This is a genomic window from Streptomyces sp. ActVer (assembly GCF_027270795.1).
Lineage (GTDB): Bacteria > Actinomycetota > Actinomycetes > Streptomycetales > Streptomycetaceae > Streptomyces > Streptomyces umbrinus_A.
This window is the reverse complement of the sequence record NZ_JAPWHT010000242.1, coordinates 1-15,549: the sequence shown is the minus strand read 5'-3', so window position 1 is coordinate 15,549 and position 15,549 is coordinate 1. Positions and strand designations below refer to the sequence as shown.

The 15,549-nt window shown below is 71.2% G+C and carries 15 protein-coding genes and 3 pseudogenes; 7 read left to right on the top strand and 11 right to left on the bottom strand.

Features of this window, described 5'->3' with window-relative positions:
* From O3Q52_RS32130 to O3Q52_RS32115, 4 genes and pseudogenes are all read left to right on the top strand, one after another.
* A partial coding sequence (locus tag O3Q52_RS32130) for a helix-turn-helix transcriptional regulator (RefSeq protein WP_269652196.1) occupies positions 1-716 on the top strand: 716 nt, incomplete at its 5' end.
* A gap of 96 nt (positions 717-812) precedes the next feature.
* Positions 813-1,060: pseudogene (locus O3Q52_RS32125) on the top strand (RNA polymerase sigma factor); the annotation flags it as partial.
* Positions 1,058-1,351: a hypothetical protein gene (locus O3Q52_RS32120; RefSeq protein WP_269652197.1), complete on the top strand. Its 294-nt coding sequence runs from the start codon at positions 1,058-1,060 to the stop codon at positions 1,349-1,351. The pseudogene O3Q52_RS32125 and the gene O3Q52_RS32120, both read left to right, overlap by 3 nt.
* Positions 1,352-1,387: 36 nt before the next feature.
* Positions 1,388-1,759, top strand: coding sequence for a helix-turn-helix transcriptional regulator (locus O3Q52_RS32115; protein ID WP_269652195.1), 372 nt, complete (start codon positions 1,388-1,390; stop codon positions 1,757-1,759).
* On the opposite strand, the gene O3Q52_RS32110 is transcribed toward O3Q52_RS32115, so the two are convergent.
* The 8 genes from O3Q52_RS32110 to O3Q52_RS32075 all read right to left on the bottom strand — a co-directional run bounded on the left by O3Q52_RS32110 (position 1,756) and on the right by O3Q52_RS32075 (position 10,695).
* Complete coding sequence (locus O3Q52_RS32110) at positions 1,756-2,733, bottom strand: phosphotriesterase (RefSeq protein ID WP_269652194.1); 978 nt, start codon at positions 2,731-2,733, stop codon at positions 1,756-1,758. The two genes, O3Q52_RS32115 and O3Q52_RS32110, sit on opposite strands and share 4 nt — an antisense overlap.
* 296 nt (positions 2,734-3,029) lie before the next feature.
* Positions 3,030-4,289, bottom strand: coding sequence for a VWA-like domain-containing protein (locus tag O3Q52_RS32105; RefSeq protein ID WP_269652193.1), 1,260 nt, complete (start codon positions 4,287-4,289; stop codon positions 3,030-3,032).
* On the bottom strand, positions 4,286-5,551 hold the full coding sequence (locus O3Q52_RS32100; RefSeq protein WP_269652192.1) for a MoxR family ATPase: 1,266 nt from the start codon (positions 5,549-5,551) through the stop codon (positions 4,286-4,288). The genes O3Q52_RS32105 and O3Q52_RS32100 overlap by 4 nt, the downstream gene beginning before the upstream one ends.
* A gap of 108 nt (positions 5,552-5,659) precedes the next feature.
* Positions 5,660-7,126, bottom strand: a complete 1,467-nt coding sequence (locus O3Q52_RS32095) for a hypothetical protein (RefSeq protein ID WP_269652191.1) — start codon at positions 7,124-7,126, stop codon at positions 5,660-5,662.
* A 110-nt stretch (positions 7,127-7,236) separates the two neighbouring features.
* Complete coding sequence (locus tag O3Q52_RS32090) at positions 7,237-8,748, bottom strand: HEAT repeat domain-containing protein (RefSeq protein ID WP_269652190.1); 1,512 nt, start codon at positions 8,746-8,748, stop codon at positions 7,237-7,239.
* A 69-nt stretch (positions 8,749-8,817) separates the two neighbouring features.
* Positions 8,818-9,354: a hypothetical protein gene (locus tag O3Q52_RS32085; RefSeq protein ID WP_269652189.1), complete on the bottom strand. Its 537-nt coding sequence runs from the start codon at positions 9,352-9,354 to the stop codon at positions 8,818-8,820.
* Positions 9,355-9,402: 48 nt separating this feature from the next.
* The gene (locus O3Q52_RS32080) at positions 9,403-10,254 is read right to left on the bottom strand and encodes a class I SAM-dependent methyltransferase (RefSeq protein WP_269652188.1); all 852 of its coding nucleotides are present in this window, start codon (positions 10,252-10,254) and stop codon (positions 9,403-9,405) included.
* Between the two features lie 63 nt (positions 10,255-10,317).
* On the bottom strand, positions 10,318-10,695 hold the full coding sequence (locus O3Q52_RS32075) for a MerR family transcriptional regulator (RefSeq protein WP_269652187.1): 378 nt from the start codon (positions 10,693-10,695) through the stop codon (positions 10,318-10,320).
* Positions 10,696-10,817: 122 nt separating this feature from the next.
* On the opposite strand from O3Q52_RS32075, the gene O3Q52_RS32070 reads away from it, so the two are divergent.
* Positions 10,818-11,891, top strand: a complete 1,074-nt coding sequence (locus tag O3Q52_RS32070; protein WP_269652186.1) for an alkene reductase — start codon at positions 10,818-10,820, stop codon at positions 11,889-11,891.
* A gap of 78 nt (positions 11,892-11,969) precedes the next feature.
* On the opposite strand, the gene O3Q52_RS32065 is transcribed toward O3Q52_RS32070, so the two are convergent.
* Positions 11,970-12,524 (bottom strand): hypothetical protein, encoded by a 555-nt coding sequence (locus O3Q52_RS32065; RefSeq protein WP_269652185.1) that lies wholly within the window; start codon positions 12,522-12,524, stop codon positions 11,970-11,972.
* 18 nt (positions 12,525-12,542) lie between these two features.
* On the opposite strand from O3Q52_RS32065, the pseudogene O3Q52_RS32060 reads away from it, so the two are divergent.
* Positions 12,543-13,196: pseudogene (locus tag O3Q52_RS32060) on the top strand (phosphotransferase family protein); the annotation flags it as partial.
* 93 nt (positions 13,197-13,289) lie between these two features.
* Here the strand turns inward: O3Q52_RS32060 and O3Q52_RS32055 are convergent.
* On the bottom strand, positions 13,290-14,006 hold the full coding sequence (locus O3Q52_RS32055; RefSeq protein WP_269652184.1) for a FadR/GntR family transcriptional regulator: 717 nt from the start codon (positions 14,004-14,006) through the stop codon (positions 13,290-13,292).
* 220 nt (positions 14,007-14,226) lie between these two features.
* Between O3Q52_RS32055 and O3Q52_RS32050 the strand changes: the two genes are divergently transcribed.
* On the top strand, positions 14,227-15,450 hold the full coding sequence (locus O3Q52_RS32050) for an aminotransferase class V-fold PLP-dependent enzyme (RefSeq protein WP_269652183.1): 1,224 nt from the start codon (positions 14,227-14,229) through the stop codon (positions 15,448-15,450).
* Positions 15,451-15,476: 26 nt separating this feature from the next.
* Here the strand turns inward: O3Q52_RS32050 and O3Q52_RS32045 are convergent.
* Positions 15,477-15,549 (bottom strand): annotated as a pseudogene (locus tag O3Q52_RS32045) (DUF4910 domain-containing protein); the annotation flags it as partial.

Genomic DNA, 15,549 nt, shown 5'->3' with positions numbered 1-15,549 from the left:
CACCGCCCGCCCGGGTCCGGCACGAGATCGGTCTGCTGGCCCAGGTGAGGAAGGTGCCGACGGACATGTACCGCCTGGCCGACAAGGACGTGCGCGGGGACTTGGTGGCGGCGCTGCGCAAGTACCACAACGCGGCCATCGCCCCCTACAGCGACCGTATGCAGGCCCGCGTCGACGCCGAGTGCGCCCGCCGGGGCCGCGATCTGCTGCACGGCGGAGCGGAGGGGCTGCTCGGGGGACTGGGGCCGGCCATGCGCTGGAGAGCCCCCGTCCTGGAGGTGGAGTACGTGGGCGGCGTCGATCGTGATCTGCACCTGGGCGGCCGCGGTCTGGTCCTGATCCCCTCGTACTTCTGCTGGCAGAAGCCGGTCTCCTTCGCCGACCCCGATCTGCCGCCCGTCCTGTTGTACCCGCTGGCATCGGCAGGCCCCATGCCCGAGCAAAGCGCGGCCGAGGCGCCGTTGTCGGCACTGCTCGGACGCACCCGCGCCGCGGTACTGCTCGCGGTGACGTACGGCGCCACCAACTCGGAGATCGCCCGCGCGGTCTCGGTGTCTCCCGCCAACGCCAGCCACCACACGACGGTGCTGCGCGACTCGGGACTCATCGCCAGCCACCGTCACGCGAACACCGTCCTGCACACCCTCACCCCGCTGGGGGCGGCACTCCTCCGCCTCCCCGACCAGGAGCGGCAGATCACCGTGCAGGACGACTGAAGACCGAACTCGGCTTTCCCGGGGCGGCCGTGACGCCACCGGGCCGCCCACAGTACGGTCGCACGCAGGACGGGAGACGCTGGAAGAGGAACACCCATGGGCCCGAGCGCAGTTGACGCCGTACGTCTGGAGGACGCGGTGCTCACGCGTGCCGCGCAGGCGGGTGACGTCACTGCGCTGGGTCAGCTGCTGGAACGCCACCGTGCAGGCATGCGCGCGGTGGCACTGAGCATCCTGGGGCCAGGCCCGACGTCGACGACGTGCTCCAGGACGCGGCCGTGACCGTGCTCCGCCACGTGGGCGACGTCCGCGACCCGGCGGCCATCGGCCCATGGCTGCGGATGTACGAACTCCTCGTACCGCTCGCCGGGACGGCCTGGGTCGAACAGGGTTCGTCGTCCGGTGAGATAGGGCCCGGCAGCATGGTGCTGTGCGACATCGACCGCCCGCTGACGTTCGCGCACGGTGACGATCTCGTGGGGATCTCCTTCCTCATGCCCGGCCGGAACGTCGCCGGACGCAGCCGTGTCGCGGCCGGGGGGCCGCACATGCTCAGCGGAGCCAACGGACTGGGCCGAGTCGTCCGGCAGTTGACGACCACACTGCACGAGGAGCGCGAGCAACTCTCCGAGTAGGCCTTCGACATCGCGTGCGACCGGCTGCTGGACCTGGTGTGTCTGGCCGCGGAGGGCGGCAACGACTCGGCGCCCACCGGGCAACGAGCGACGGTCGAGGCAGCGATCCGGCGCTACATCCGCGAGCATGCCTGCGACAGGGACCTGGACGTCGTCGGCGTCGCGCGGGCGCTCGGCTGGTCGGCGCGCTATGTCCAGCAGGTGCTGCAGGCGGCCAACACCACTGCGCGCGACCTCATCCGCCGCGAACGGCTGAACGTCGCCCGATCCCGTCTGGCCAGTGCGAGTTGGTCCACGTACTCGATCGCGGAGATCGCCCATTCCTGCGGTTTCGGCAGCCATGCCTCGTTCGCCACCGCGTTCCGTTCGGAGTTCGGCATGACACCTCGCGAAGCCAGGTGTGGCTAACTGTCGGGCGGGCTGAAGTACCGGCGGGGATTGTCGACCAGCATGGTGGTGAGCTGCGCCTCGGTGACGCCGGCGCGGCGCAGCGCCGGGAGCACCTCGTCGTGCAGGTGCGTGTAGTGCCAGTTCGGCGCGATCTGTTCCCGTACGCCGGGCGGGAACCAGTCGATGTGGCACGACGCGTCGTGCGACAGGACCATCCGCTCGGCGAACCCTTCGTGCGTGAGCGTCGCGACGGTCGCCACCCGCTGGTCGCCGGGCAGGAGGATGTCGAGACCGAAGCGGTCCATGCCGACGTACGAGCCGTTGTCGATGAGCTGGTGCAGATAGTCCAGGCCGGCGGTGTCGCCGCTGTGGCCGATGACGACCGCCCCGAGGTCCACGCCCTCGCTCCGCAGGACGTCCTGCGCGACGAGGCCCGTACGGGCACTCGCGCTGGTGTGCACCGTGATCGGAGCGCCGGTACGCAGATGGGCCTGAGCCACCGCTCGCATCACCCGCTCCACTCCCGGGGTGAGTTGCTCCTCGATCGCGCACTTCAGGAACGCGGCCCTGATGTCCGTGTCCGCGATGCCCTCGGTGAGCTCGCGGACGAACAGGCCGGTCATGCCCTCGGGGCCGCCGAGCATCGTGCCCGGCCCGTGGTACCGGAAGAAGTCGGGGACGTCGGCCAGCGTGTAAAGGCCGGTCGCCGCCACGATGTTGAGGTCGACCTGCTCGTTCACCAGGGCGACTCGCGCGACGTTGCGTCCGAGTCCGATGACAGTGGGGTCGACGATGGTGGTGACGCCGGTCGCGGTAAGGGCCTTCAGCCGGGTCACGGCGTCGCTGATGTGTTCCTGCTCGTCCCAGGTCTCCGGAAGGGCCTGCCGGAGTTCCTCGCTGAGAACGAAGACGTGCCCGTGTGTCAGTACGGCGCCGAGGTCACTTGCCGCCACGGGGCCGCGGACGGTCTGTACCTGCGGGGTCGAGGTCATGCGGATCCTTCGGTGCTCGCCCGGGACTCGCCCGTCGGGCGGGCGGCCGGGGTGTGGTGGGAATGGGCTGCTGTCGAACCGTCGCTCCGAGGACGGTCCCGGGTTCGGCCTGGTGACGACTCTTGCAGCGCCGCGGGATGCCGTCTTTCGCGTCGGCGCGCAGTCCTTTCGCACAGACGTGATGTCCGGCCGGGATCGCCGAGCCGGACATCACGTCGACCGCCGAGCCGGACATCATGTCGACCGGGCCACGAGCGTGAACTCCGCAACCTGGTACGAGAGTTGCTCTGAAGGGCTCACCTACCGGCGGGAGCCGAGCCGATCTCCACCACACGAGCCCACGTGGGCGGCGTATCGGGGACGTAACCCGGATCGTCCTCGTCCCACGACCCGGAGTCGTACGGCCGGGGGAACAGCCCTACCACCGTCCGGCAGGACGGCTGCGCGCTCGGCCAGGGTGTCTGACCGTCGGTCAGGGCCACGATGACATCCGGCCGCGGATGGGTACGGAGCGCCTTGGCGAAGCCCGTGCGCAGGTCCGTGCCCCCGCCGCCCAGCAGCGGAATCCCCTCGGCACTGCACAGCGGGTGCACCACCTCGGCGGACGCGTCGCACGGCAGCACGGAGACCAGGTCCCGGCGGCCGCCCACGGCACGGGAGATCGCGGCAACCTCGCGGAGAGCGCCGCCCAGTTCGGCGTCGCTGACCGAGCCCGAGGTGTCGATGATCACGGAGGCCCGGGGCGGTCTGCGCCGGAGACTGGGGAGCACGACGCCCGGCACTCCGGCCGACCGGCGTGACGGACGGCCGTAGCTGTAGTCCTGGCCCGCTCCGGAGCCCGAGGTCGCCGAACGGATCGCCGCGCCCAGCAACTCCCGCCACGGCTGCGGTGGTTGGAACGCCTCGTCGGCCCATCGCTGCCATGCCTTGGGGGCGTTCCCCGGACGGCCCTTGATGCCCTGCGCCACTCGGAACCGAACCGCGTCGCGTTCCTGCGCGCTGAGGCCGTGCGCGCCGTTCGGCCCCAGCTCCCACCCCCTGTCCAGCCCGTCCGCCCCACTGCCGCAGTCCAGCCAGGCGTGGTCCTGGGTGCGCGGCCCGAGCCGGAACTGCCGCAGGTAGTCCTCCATGAGCTGCCCCTGGGGCAGTCCCAGGGAGTCTGGCTCGACGACGTCCTGGGGCCGGGCCAACCCATCGCCGTACACGTCGTCGTTGATCTCGCAGTCCGCGGCGATGTTCATCCGCAGCCTTTCCCCGGGGCCGGTCAGTCCGCGTTCCCTGGCGACCCTGTCACTGCGCCCGTGGTGGTCGCGCAGCAGGTGCGACACCTCGTGCACCCAGACACCGGCCAGCTCCTCCACCGGTGTGTGATCCACGAACGCAGGGGAGACATAGCACCGCCAGTGCCGGTCGACGGCCATCGTCGGCACCGAACGCGACTCCACGGTGTGCAGGGCGAACAGGGCCGTCGCGAGGTAGGGCCGGGCCCGGGCTGCCTGCAGCCGGGCGGCGAAGAGCTTGTCGAGGTCCAGCGCCCTCGGCGGATCCGGGATCACCGGCGGGCCCCGGTGGCGACCGCGGCCCGGGCCGCCGCCCGGTCTGCCCGCCGGGAGATGGACACCGCTCCGGCAAGTCTTTCGATCGATGCCGGAACGTCCCAGTCCTGCTGACGCAGCGAGGCGAGTGTGGTCGCCGGGACGACCACCAGGTCCGGGGCTCCGGTGTCCAGCGCCCGCACCAGAAGCGCCCACGCGGCGTCCCAGCGTGCCTTGTCCGGGCGTTTGCGGACGGCGGCCACGACACCGTCGAGCACGGCCTGGCGCAGATCGCCCCGCTCGGGCAGGGCGGCGGACTCCGGATCGGCGAGCAGCAGTTCGGGGTCCGGGAGGTCCATCCGGTCCAGCCCGGCCAGCAGTTCCAGACCGGGGCCGTCGCCCACCGTTCCCCTGACGAGCAGGGACAGCACCTCCCTGGAGGAGCCGGCCGCGGTCGCGAAGGCGATCAGGCACAGGGTCATCTCCCAGCTGCGGGGTGACGGCCAAGGCCCGCCCCGGCGCGTCTCGTTGCTCGGCAGCCGGTGTACGAGGCCGGGGCGGGCGGAGAGGAGTTCGCACACGGCACGGCGGGCGAAGCTCACCGCCTCCGGCAGCCGCTCCGGATCGAGCCGCGGCAGTGTGGCCCGCGGCCAGGTCCCGCCCAGACCGCGAACCACCACGTCGTGGTCATGGGTCCACTGGAGATGGACGAACCGGTTGGCCAGGGGCGGGCTCAGCTCCCAGCCGTCGGCCGCCGAGGAACGCGGATTGGCGGCGGCCACGATGCGTACGCCGGGAGGCAACTGCAGGGCGCCGATGCGCCGTTCGAGTACGACGCGAAGCAGCGCGGCCTGCACGGCCGGCGGCGCGGTGGACAACTCGTCCAGGAACAGCAGCCCGCGGCCGGCCCGTACCAGTCGGACCGCCCAGTCCGGCGGGGCCATCGGGACGCCCTGTTCCGCGGGATCGTCGCCGATGACGGGCAGTCCGGAGAAGTCCGACGGCTCGTGCACGCTGGCGATGACGGTGGTCAGCGGAAGGTCCAGGGACGCGGCGAGTTGTGTCAGGGCCGCGGTCTTGCCGATGCCCGGCTCGCCCCACAGGAGGACGGGCAGGTCGGCGGCGACGGCCAGCGTGAGGGCCTCCAGTTGGATGTCGGGGCGCGGTTCCGTGGTGGTGTCGCGCAGACGGGCCAACAGGTCGCCTGCGATGTCCAGTTGGGAAATGTGGTGCGTCGGGTCGGAGGGTGCGCTGGGCGCGGCGAACGGGCTGTATGAGGGCATGTTTGATCACCTGAGGGTTCGTGGAGCGGCGAGTGAGGCAGGGGCGAGTAAAGACAGGGGTGCGAAGAGAGCAGGCACGAGTGGAAGACAGGGAGAGATGTCCCTGGATCAGCGGCCGGTCGTGTGGCGTGGATGGGAGCGGTGGCCGGGAGGGCGAGGCAGACTCGGGCGGACGCGGCCGGGTCCCGGGCCGGCGAGGTCCGCCCGGAAGAGCCCGTAGATGATGCGCCGCCGTGCGGCCGCCTCCAGTTCGTCCCGCAGCGCGCCGTCGCGCAGCAGTGCGTCGGGACCCAGCAGGCCCTCGACGACGGCCAGTGCTCCGGTGATGTCGCCGTGGTGGAGGCGTTCCCGGACACCGGTGAGGCAGTCCGGACGACGATGGGCCGTGTCGATGGTCTGGAGGCAGGGGAGTGGTGTGCCGGTCAGCTCGGCCAGGAGTTCCTCCCGGCGGATCTCACCGGGGTCGTGGTCCAGTGGGGACAGGACACCGTCGACCAGGCCGATCCGGTGCTGTTCTCCCCGGCATTCCACGAGGTGCGGTTGCCCTGGCAGGGCGGGGGCCCGCTCGCGGGTCCGGAAGGGACCTGTCGGGGAGTGGTCCGGTACCAACGCCGAAGCGACCAGCGGGTGCAGCTGATCGATCTCGATCGAGCCACTGCGGATCAGTTCCAGGTCGGGCAGCGTCCAGGTCGCCGCGTCGGGCAGGACCGGCAGCGCGGCGGTGGCCCCTTTCGTGGGCGCCACCGCGACGGTGAATCCAGGCACCCCCGTGCCCTCGCCGTCCGCGACCAGGTCCAGCAGCAACCGCTGCCCGGATCCCAACCGCACGGCGACGGTTCCGGTGGACCGTCCCTCGGCGCGGAGCAGTATCTCTGCCTCGGCGGCCCACCGGCCGACGGCACAACGTGGATCCCACGGCACCGGCTCCAGCTCCGGCACAGCCGGGTTCACCAGGGTGAGGCCCTCACCTGCCGTCACCGAGGGAAGGCCCTTGCCGGTCGGCCGATCGGCTCCCGACCGGACCCGTAGCTCATCGCTCCTGCGCGCGTCCCACAGATGACGGTGCAGATCGAGGCGGAACCGCCGGTTCGGCCGGGGGTGCGGGTGACGGCGGCTGCCGGCATCGGCATGGGAGTCGTCCCACAGGGCGAGGCTGATGCGCTGACCGGCGCCCGCCCAGGCGGGCGCCGTCCGGACCACCAGACACACCGTGCCGGGGCTGGCCCGCGTGCCCGGGCCGTCACGCTCCACCGCGTCGTACCGCGTCAGGGCGATCGTCAGGCCAGGGCGCAGCAACCCGTGGGGAGCGATCCTCGGCAGGTGCCAGCGCAGCAGGTCGGGAGCCAAGTGGCGGAGATCCGCGCGGACTTGGGCGGCGAGGTCCCGGCCTCGGGTACGAGCCAGGGACCGCAGATCGAGATCGACGTCGACGCCGGCGGCGGCGCACGCCCCTGCCCAGTCCCCGGCACGGCGGCGGGCGGATGCGGTCTCGATCATGGAGGGCGGCACGGCGAACTCCCGCACGCGCGGCCAGAAGGAAAGGCGGAGATCCTCGTACGCGGTGTCAGTGAGCATCAGCACTCACCTTGCGCGGACGGGACCCCCATTCTGTGAACAGAGTGAGTCGTCATCGCGAGCGACAGTAGCGCCCTCACGTCGACCTGTCAGGTGGTTTTCCGTGGCGGTCAGTTCCGGCCACCTGGATCCGCTAGGGCCTGGAGCAGGGCGGCCACGACCTGCCGCAGCCGCGGGGACGGGTCCGAGGTGAGGGCCGTGAGTCGCTCGTGCAGCGCATCGCGGTCCGGTGGTGGCGCGAAGCCGACCTCGAGCCACTGCTTCAGAGCGTGCGCGGCGCTGCACCGGACCGGCTCCTGAGGGTCGTCGAGCCCCCGCACCAAGCGGCGTACGTCCTCCTCGGCGCCGTAGTTGTCCTGACCCGGGCCATCGCGGTCTTCCGGGACGAGCAGTGGGAGCACCGCGGCCCGGACCTCGGTCTCCTCGGCGCTGTCGGCCAGGTGCCGCAGGTCCGGCAGGGCGTCCGCCAGCCCGATCAGGGCATAGCCCGTCCGCCAGGCGGTGCTCGGCTCGGCCGTGAGGCGAGCGATCAGGGCCCGGGTCACGGGCCGACGTTCCCAGAGGCGCAGCCCGCCGTAGACGGCTGCGCCCAGGCCGTCGACGGCACCTGTCTGCACGTCCGTGTCAGGGTCGTCGAGCAACGGGAGCAGGAGCCACACGGCGTCCCATCTCCCGCACTCGCCGATGGCTTTCGCGGCGGCGGCACGGGTCGGTCCCGGTATCGCCGTGTCGGCGATGACGCCGCGCAGGTGATCCACGGCGGTCCCGGTGTCCACCTCTCCCAGCGCGTGAGCGGCCGCCGGACCGGCCACGGGGTCGCGAAGCCATCGCCGTGCAGGGCCGATCAGTTGCTGGTCGCCCGGCTGTTCCAGCATGTGCAGCAGACGAGCTGCCACGGCCGGGCTCTGTTCCCCGTCGAGCGCGGTGGCAAGGGCCTCACGAATCTGCGGCGTCTCCACGCCGGACAGCCGCGACGCCACCGCGATCCGTACATCGGGTGACGGGTCGCGCAGCCCCGAGAGCAGCGAGTCCAGCAGTCGCTCGGTGCACCGGCGCGGCAGCAACGTGAGTGCCTCAATGCGTGCGGCGCCGTCGCCGTGCCGGGCCGTCCGGATCACCTCGGCCCTCACGGCCGGATCGTCCCTCAGCTCGTAGATCAGGCTCCGGGCCCGTCCCCACACAGCGCCGTCCGGATCGCCGAGCAGGCTCACCAGCGCCGGGACATCGCCGGGCACGCCCAACGCCGTCAGGCCGACGAGAGCGTTGATACGGACGTGGTGCTCCGGGTCGTCGAGCAGCTTCGTGAAGGCACGCACGATCCCGTCGCCCTGAAGCCCAAGGTGGATCGCGGCGAGCGAGGCCCTGCGGCGCACCCATGGATCCATGTCGCCCATCAGGAGCGGCAACACCTTCTCGCCCGCCTCCGGCACCCCGAGCCGGCCGAGGCCGATGGCCGCGGCCTCGCGCACCTGGGGCACCGGGTCACCGGCCGTCTCGGCGAGCACCCAGGCGTGCTCGCGACGGCCGACCTTGCCCAGCCCCTTCGCCGCCGCCACGCGACGCTGCGTATTCCGACCCGCCAACTCCCTCAGGAAGAAGGCGATCTGGTGCTCCGATCCCATGTCACACCCCGGAAAGGAAGACCCCCGAGCTGCCCGGAGGTTGTACGGCCCGAGCGGGTCCGCCGAGGATCACAGCCCGCGGGCGAAGGAGTCGAGGACGGCGAAGTCGGTGTCGAGCAGCCCGACCCGGGCGTCGACATGATGGAGAAGCGCCGGGCCCCCGTGGTGCGAGGCGACGAAAGCGCGGTCGGTGTCGTCGAGGTCGTCGTCGACCCAGGCGAACGGGCGGCCCTCGGCGTGTGCGACGAGGTGACGGGTCTTCCAGAACGTTCCGTCCGGGCGTATGTCATGTGTCGTGGGCCAGTCCACGACCGGCAACTGCGGAAGGCCGATGACAGGCCCGATGAACGTGTTGGCCTCCGCGCCCCAGGTGGTTGCCCACACCAGGTCATACTGCTCGCCCAACTCCCTTAGCCGGGAACCGTGTTCGGGGTTGAGCCACACTCGCAGAGGCTTCACATGGGCCCGCGGTGTACCGGGGTGCTGGGAGATCCAGCCCTCGGGCTTCATCCGATGCGTGCCATACCCCGCGGGCCGCCGGTGCGGCTTGGCGGCGTAGGGGTTGAGCGGCCCGTCCACGTCGAGGTAGAGAAGCGGCCGGTTCATGCCGATACCCCCATTTCCATCGCTGCTCCCGCCCCGCGGTCGGCTTGTTCACGCGACTCCCGGCCAGGTGGCGGTCACCAGCCAGAGTCGCGATGTCAGCCGTACGCCGGTGTCCGACTCGTAGGCGCGGAAGGCATCGACCGCCGCGCGCCGGGCACGCTCCGTGGCCTGCGGGTCGGTGTCCCGCAGCCAGTGCCGCATGGGGCCCCAGCCGAAGAGGAAGGTCGCGGCGTCCTCCGCGTCCGCGCCCCACAGCTGAGTCCGTTCGATCGCCTCGGCGTCGGCGTCCTCGAACCCGGCGTCGCGCAGCACGCCCGTGGTGCGCTCGGGGTCGGCGAAGGAGGCGGGGCCTGTCTTCGTGTCCTGGGACAGGTCGGGCAGGGGCACATGCTCGGCGACGGCGGCAAAGATGACGGACTGTTCCATTCGGCTGAAGGCCTGCGGGCAGACGAAGGCGAGGCGTCCGCCCGGCCGCAGAGCCCGTCCGACGTTGGCGAACGCGGCCACCGGATCGGCGAAGAACATCACCCCGAAGCGGCTGAGCGCCACGTCGAAACCCGCCTCGGGAAAGGGATACACCTGGGCGTCGCCCTGTACGAAGGAGACGTTGTCGAGCTTCTGGTCGGCGGCGCTCGCCCTGGCCCGCTCCAGCATCGGCACGGACAGGTCGACACCGAGGGCATGGTCTCCTCGGCCGGCCGCGAGGCGGGTGAGACGTCCGTTGCCGCAGCCGATGTCGAGGACCGCGTCCGTGTCCTTGATACGGGCGGCGGCCAGAAGAGGCTCGTTGGCGGCGTCGTTGAGATTGTCGTAGCGCTTCTGGTGATCGGCCCAGTGGGTGCCCTCATAGCCGTTCCAGGCCTCGGCCTGATGCGTGTTCACGATCGTCTCGTCCGTCATACGTACATGGTGAGGCCCGCTTTGTCGCGTGTCACCGCGTCGGGCGGAGCGCGGGCGGCGGCGTCAGGCGGAGGCGGCCCCCTGGTACTGGTCGCGGTGTGCTCGAGCCGAGGTCATCAGGCCGTCCAGGGCATCGCGGGTCTGAACGAGTTCCGCGATGTGCGCCGTGAGCCGGTCGCGTTCCTGGCCCATGCGTTCGAGGGCGGCGTCCGAGTTCTCCTCGCTGGGAGAGTCGACGCAGGGGAGCAGTTCGGTGATGGTCCGGCTGGACAGGCCGGCCGCGTACAGCCGCTGGATGAATGTGACCCGCTCGACCTCGTAGTCCGTGTAGTGCCGCTGGCCACTGGCGCTGCGGGTGCTGGTGAGCAGGCCCTGTTCCTCGTAGTAACGCAGCGACCGGACGCTGACGCCGGCCCGTTCCGCGAGCTCTCCGATGCGCATGCCGTTCTCCCCGCTCTCCGTTGTGACCTGCGACACAGGCCTTGCCTCTGACGTCAATGTCAGGTTTTAGCGTAACCGCTGTGCCCGGAACCCGGGCCGACGGATCGCGAAGGAGTCCTGAAGTGACGAGCCTGTTCCAGCGCCATCAGCTAGGCGAACTGACGCTGCCCAACCGTGTCGTGATGGCCCCCATGACTCGGGTGAGGGCGGCTGCAGGGGGCCTCGCGACGCCGTCGATGGCGACCTACTACGCCCAGCGTGCGACCGCCGGGCTGATCGTGACCGAGGGGGTCCAGCCGAGTCTGATCGGGCAGTCCAACCCGGGCACGCCCGGTCTGCACACCGAGGAGCAGCAGGCCTCGTGGCAGCCGGTGACAGATGCCGTGCACGCCAACGGAGGGCGGATCTTCGCCCAGCTCATGCACGGCGGGCGCGTCTCGCATCCCGACACCACGGGCATGCGGCCCGTCGGCCCGTCCGCCGTGCCCGCCGTCGGCGACGTGTTCACGCCGAACGGACCCCAGCCCGCACCCGTGCCCCGCGCGCTGGAGACCCCGGAAGTCCCGGAGCACGCCCGCTCCTACGCCGACGCGGCACGCCGGGCCGTGGACGCGGGATTCGACGGAGTGGAACTGCACGGAGCCAACGGATACCTGATCTCGCAGTTCCTCTCCACCAACGCCAACCTGCGCACGGACCGGTACGGAGGCTCTGTGGCCCACCGGATCAGGTTCGCCGTCGAAGCGGTGTCCGCGACCGTCGAGGCGGTCGGCGCGGCGCGCACGGGCATCCGGCTCTCCCCGGGCGGGACCTTCTGGGGCGTGCGGGAGTCGGACGTCACGGAGCTCTACACCGCCCTGCTCGGCGAGTTGGCCCGGCTGGAGTTGGCGTACGTCCATCTCGAAGCGACCTCGGACGAAGAGGTGCTGGTCGCGCTCCGCCGTGCCTGGCCGGGGACACTCGTCATGAACCCGGTCGTCCCCATGGGCCCCAAGCAGACCGGCAGGTCCGAGGCCGACCACTGGCTCGGTCTGGGCGCGGACCTCGTCAGCTTCGGCCGCGGCTTCATCGCCAATCCCGACCTGGTGGAACGCCTGCGCACGGGTGTCCCCGTCGCGCCCGTCGACGAGGCGACCTACTACCAGGGCGGCGACGCCGGATATCTGACGTATCCGGCGCACCAGTACAGCGCCTGACACCGGTGGTCCGACCGGGCGGCTCGCCCGGCGGCGCGCCGCCCGCCGGCTCCCGAACCCTGGATCCGGTCGCCCCGGTCAGACGACGCCGCGGTCCAGTTCGTCGAGTCGGCCGGTCTCCAGGTGCGCGATGTCACCGCCCGAGTCCAGGGCCGCGTCGAGGAGGAAGGCGAGTGAAGTGCCGTACACAGGGACCTCGTTCGGCTCGTCGACGAGGTGGAGGCGCGGGCGGTTCGTGTCCTCACTGTCGGACGGTGCTTCCTCGATCCGGCAGACGACCCAATGGGTGGTCCCTGTAGGGGAGTTGTCGACAGCGCCGAGACTCCGGCCGTCCGCGAGGTCGATGATGACGGCGATCGAGTGCGCGCGGTGGCCGCGCCACACCGTGCGGCGGTCGGCGATGGGCCGCAGTCGCCAGGCGCCGTCGAACAGTGTCGCGGAGCCGACACGACTGTAGAGCGCCACCACGTCCGCGCACCCCTCGAACCAGAGCCCGTCCGGAGACTGCGCGGGGGTGGTGGCATGGTCGCGCACGATCCGGTCGATCACGTCGTCCATCTCGACGACCGCCGAAGTGAGATGCCAGCCCGCCACCGGCCGCAGTGATCCGTCGTCGTCCTGGCCGACTCCCACGAGTCGACGATGATCGCGCACTGCGACCATCCCTCGCTCCTGATGTCCTGGCTGCCGGGACGCGTCAGGCTGGACGAAGAGGACGTGCCCCGCAGGACCGAGCTGCTGGCTCGGCAACTCGTCGACATCCATGGGCTGTTCGTGCCGACGCGGACACGACCGCGTACGTACCAGGCTTGGACGGCAGCCGGTCGCGTGCGGTTGCCCGAAGGCACGCTGCGGCCCGAGCTGTGGCAACGGGTCGTGGATGTCATCCGTCGACCGCCTCCGCCCTACCGGGCCTGATTCCTGCACCGCGACTTTCATCCCGGCAATGTCCTCTTCACCGGCCACGGCGCGGATTTGGCGGTCACCGGGGTCGTGGACTGGGTGGAAACCTCCTGGGGTCCGGCCGACCTGGACGTGGCCCACTGCTCCACCGCGCTCGCCCTGCTGCACGGCGTCGACGCCGGAATGCGCCTGGCCGACGACTATGTGGCAGCCGGGGGAGCGCTCGACGGGGAGCCCGGAGCCCACCTGTACTGGCGTCTGCTGGATGCCCTCGCCTTCGCACCGGACGCGGAGAAGGTCGCCGGGCCCTGGCGGGAGCTCGGCCGGCACGACCTGACACCCATGACGCTCACCGACCGGCTGGAGGACTACCTCCAGGCACTCTTCAGCCGTTACGGATGACTCCGTAACGGACGACTCGGCTACGGGCGACTCAGCTGAGGCCGACTCCGCTACGAAGGACCGTGCCCGACCGCGCTACGAGAGCGGGGCGCGTCAGCTCGGGGCGTCGTCCGGTCCGCCGTCGTTCTCCTCCACCGGAGGCATGAAGGCGCGCAGCCACCGCTCCGTCTGGGCGACGTGCGCCTCGGCCGCGCCGGCGGCGGCGCCCGGGTCGCGGTCGGCGATCGCCGTGGCGAGGACCCGGTGGTCCGCGTCGCTCTTGCGCCGCATCTCCGGGCCCTCGGGGAGGGTGAAGACCTGGTACTTGCGGGAGCGGGCGCGGAAGACCGCGAGCAGGGAGGCGAGCGTGGGGTTCTCGGCGGCCCGCGCCACCTCGGCGTGGAAGCGGTGGTCGAGCTCCGAGGCCTCGGTGGGGTCCTCGGTGGCCTCCATGGACTCGATGAGCGAGTAGAGCGTCTTCACCGTCTCGGGGGTCCGGCGCGCGGCGGCCTTGGCGGCCACGTGTGCCTCCAGCACCCGCCGGATCTCGTAGACCTCCAACAGGCCCGACAGCGGCAGGAGTTCGAGGGTCAGCGAGAGGCTTCCGATGACGTCCTCGGGCCGGAGCTGGGAGACGTAGGTGCCCGAGCCGTGCCGCGGCTCCACCACACCGAGGGCCGCGAGCATCCGTACGGCCTCGCGCAACGGACCCCGCGAGACGCCCAGTTCCTCGCCGAGCTCGGCCTCGGGCGGGATGCGGTCTCCCGGGCCCAGGCGCCCCGTCGCGATCATGTGACGCAGACCGTGGAACGCCTTGTCGACTGCGGACATCCGATTCCTCCCCTGACAGGCCGGCGGCACCACCGAAACCCTCGGGCACTGTAGTCAGTCATCTGATGTCTCGGATGTATCGGCCGGGAGTCATCTGATGACTTTCGCTGCATGACCCTTGCGAGGCCGGAAAACGCCTGCCAGGATGCCGAGTCATCATACGTGTCGCCGTCATCCTCTGATGTCTGGTGGCACTCGGGTTCGGTAGATGTGGAGTGATGTGAGCGAGACCGAGGTCACCACCGCCCCGCGTCCCCTGCTGCTGGCGGACGGCCGGCCCGCCGCCCGGGCGTGGTCGCTGGACCCCGTCATGAAGCACCTGAACCACGGCTCGTTCGGGGCGGTCCCGCTGGTGGCGCAGGAGCGGCAGAACGAACTGAGGGCCGAGATGGACAGCTCCCCGGTGGTGTGGTTCCCCGCACTGCCGCAGAAGATCGCCGACGCCCGGGTCGACCTCGCGGCCTTCCTGCGGGCCACCCCCGACGACCTCGCCCTGGTGCCCAACGCGAGCGCCGGAGTCAGCGTCGTACTCAACGCTCTCCCGCGCCGACGCGGAGGCGCGATCGTCGTCACCGACCACGGCTACGGGGCCGTGACCATGGGTGCCGAACGGCTGGCCCGGCGCTGGGGCGGCGAGGTCCGCACCGCCAGGGTGCCGCTCGACGCGGACGAGGAGCAGGCCTACGAAGCCGTGATGGCGGAGACCGACGACGCCACGGACCTGATCGTCGTCGACCAGATCACCTCGGCGACCGCCCGCCGGATGCCGGTCGAGCGGATCGGCGCCGAGGCCGCGCGGCGCGGGATCCCCCTGCTCGTGGACGCCGCGCACGCCCCCGGCCTGATCGCCGCCCCGCTCGACGGCCTGACGTGCGACTTCTGGGTCGGCAACCTGCACAAGTGGGGCTGCGCGCCGCGCGGGACCGCAGCGCTGGTCGCACGAGGCGCGCAGCGCGAGGACCTCTATCCGCTGATCGACTCGTGGGGCGCCCCCGATCCCTATCCCGACCGCTTCGACCAGCAGGGCACGGTGGACGTCACCGGCTATCTCGCCGCGTCGACGGCACTGGACTTCGTCGACCGCACCTGGGGCTGGGACACCGCTCGCCAGTACATGGACGACCTGGCCGGCTACGCCGAGCGCCTTGTCGGAGCCGCCTTCGCCGAACTCGGCGCCGTCCCCGGCACCGTCGACGTGGGCATGCCCGTTCCCGGGATGCGGCTCGTCCGGCTGCCCGAGGGGCTGGCCGCCAGCCGGATCGAGGCGGACGCGCTGCGCGACCGAGCGGCCCACGAACTGGGCGTGGAGGCGGCCTTCACCAGCTTCGACGGCATCGGCTACATGCGGCTGTCCGCACACGTCTACAACACCGCCGCCGACTACGAGTACTTCGCCGAGGACTGCGTCCCCGTCATCGGCGAATGGGCCCACGCGGCCCACTGACAGCCCGGTGCGTCGACACCGCGACACCACGACTTCGCCACCGCGATGCCGGCCAGGTTGTCGTTGGCCAGTGACGGGTGGCAGACGTGGCAGGAGACG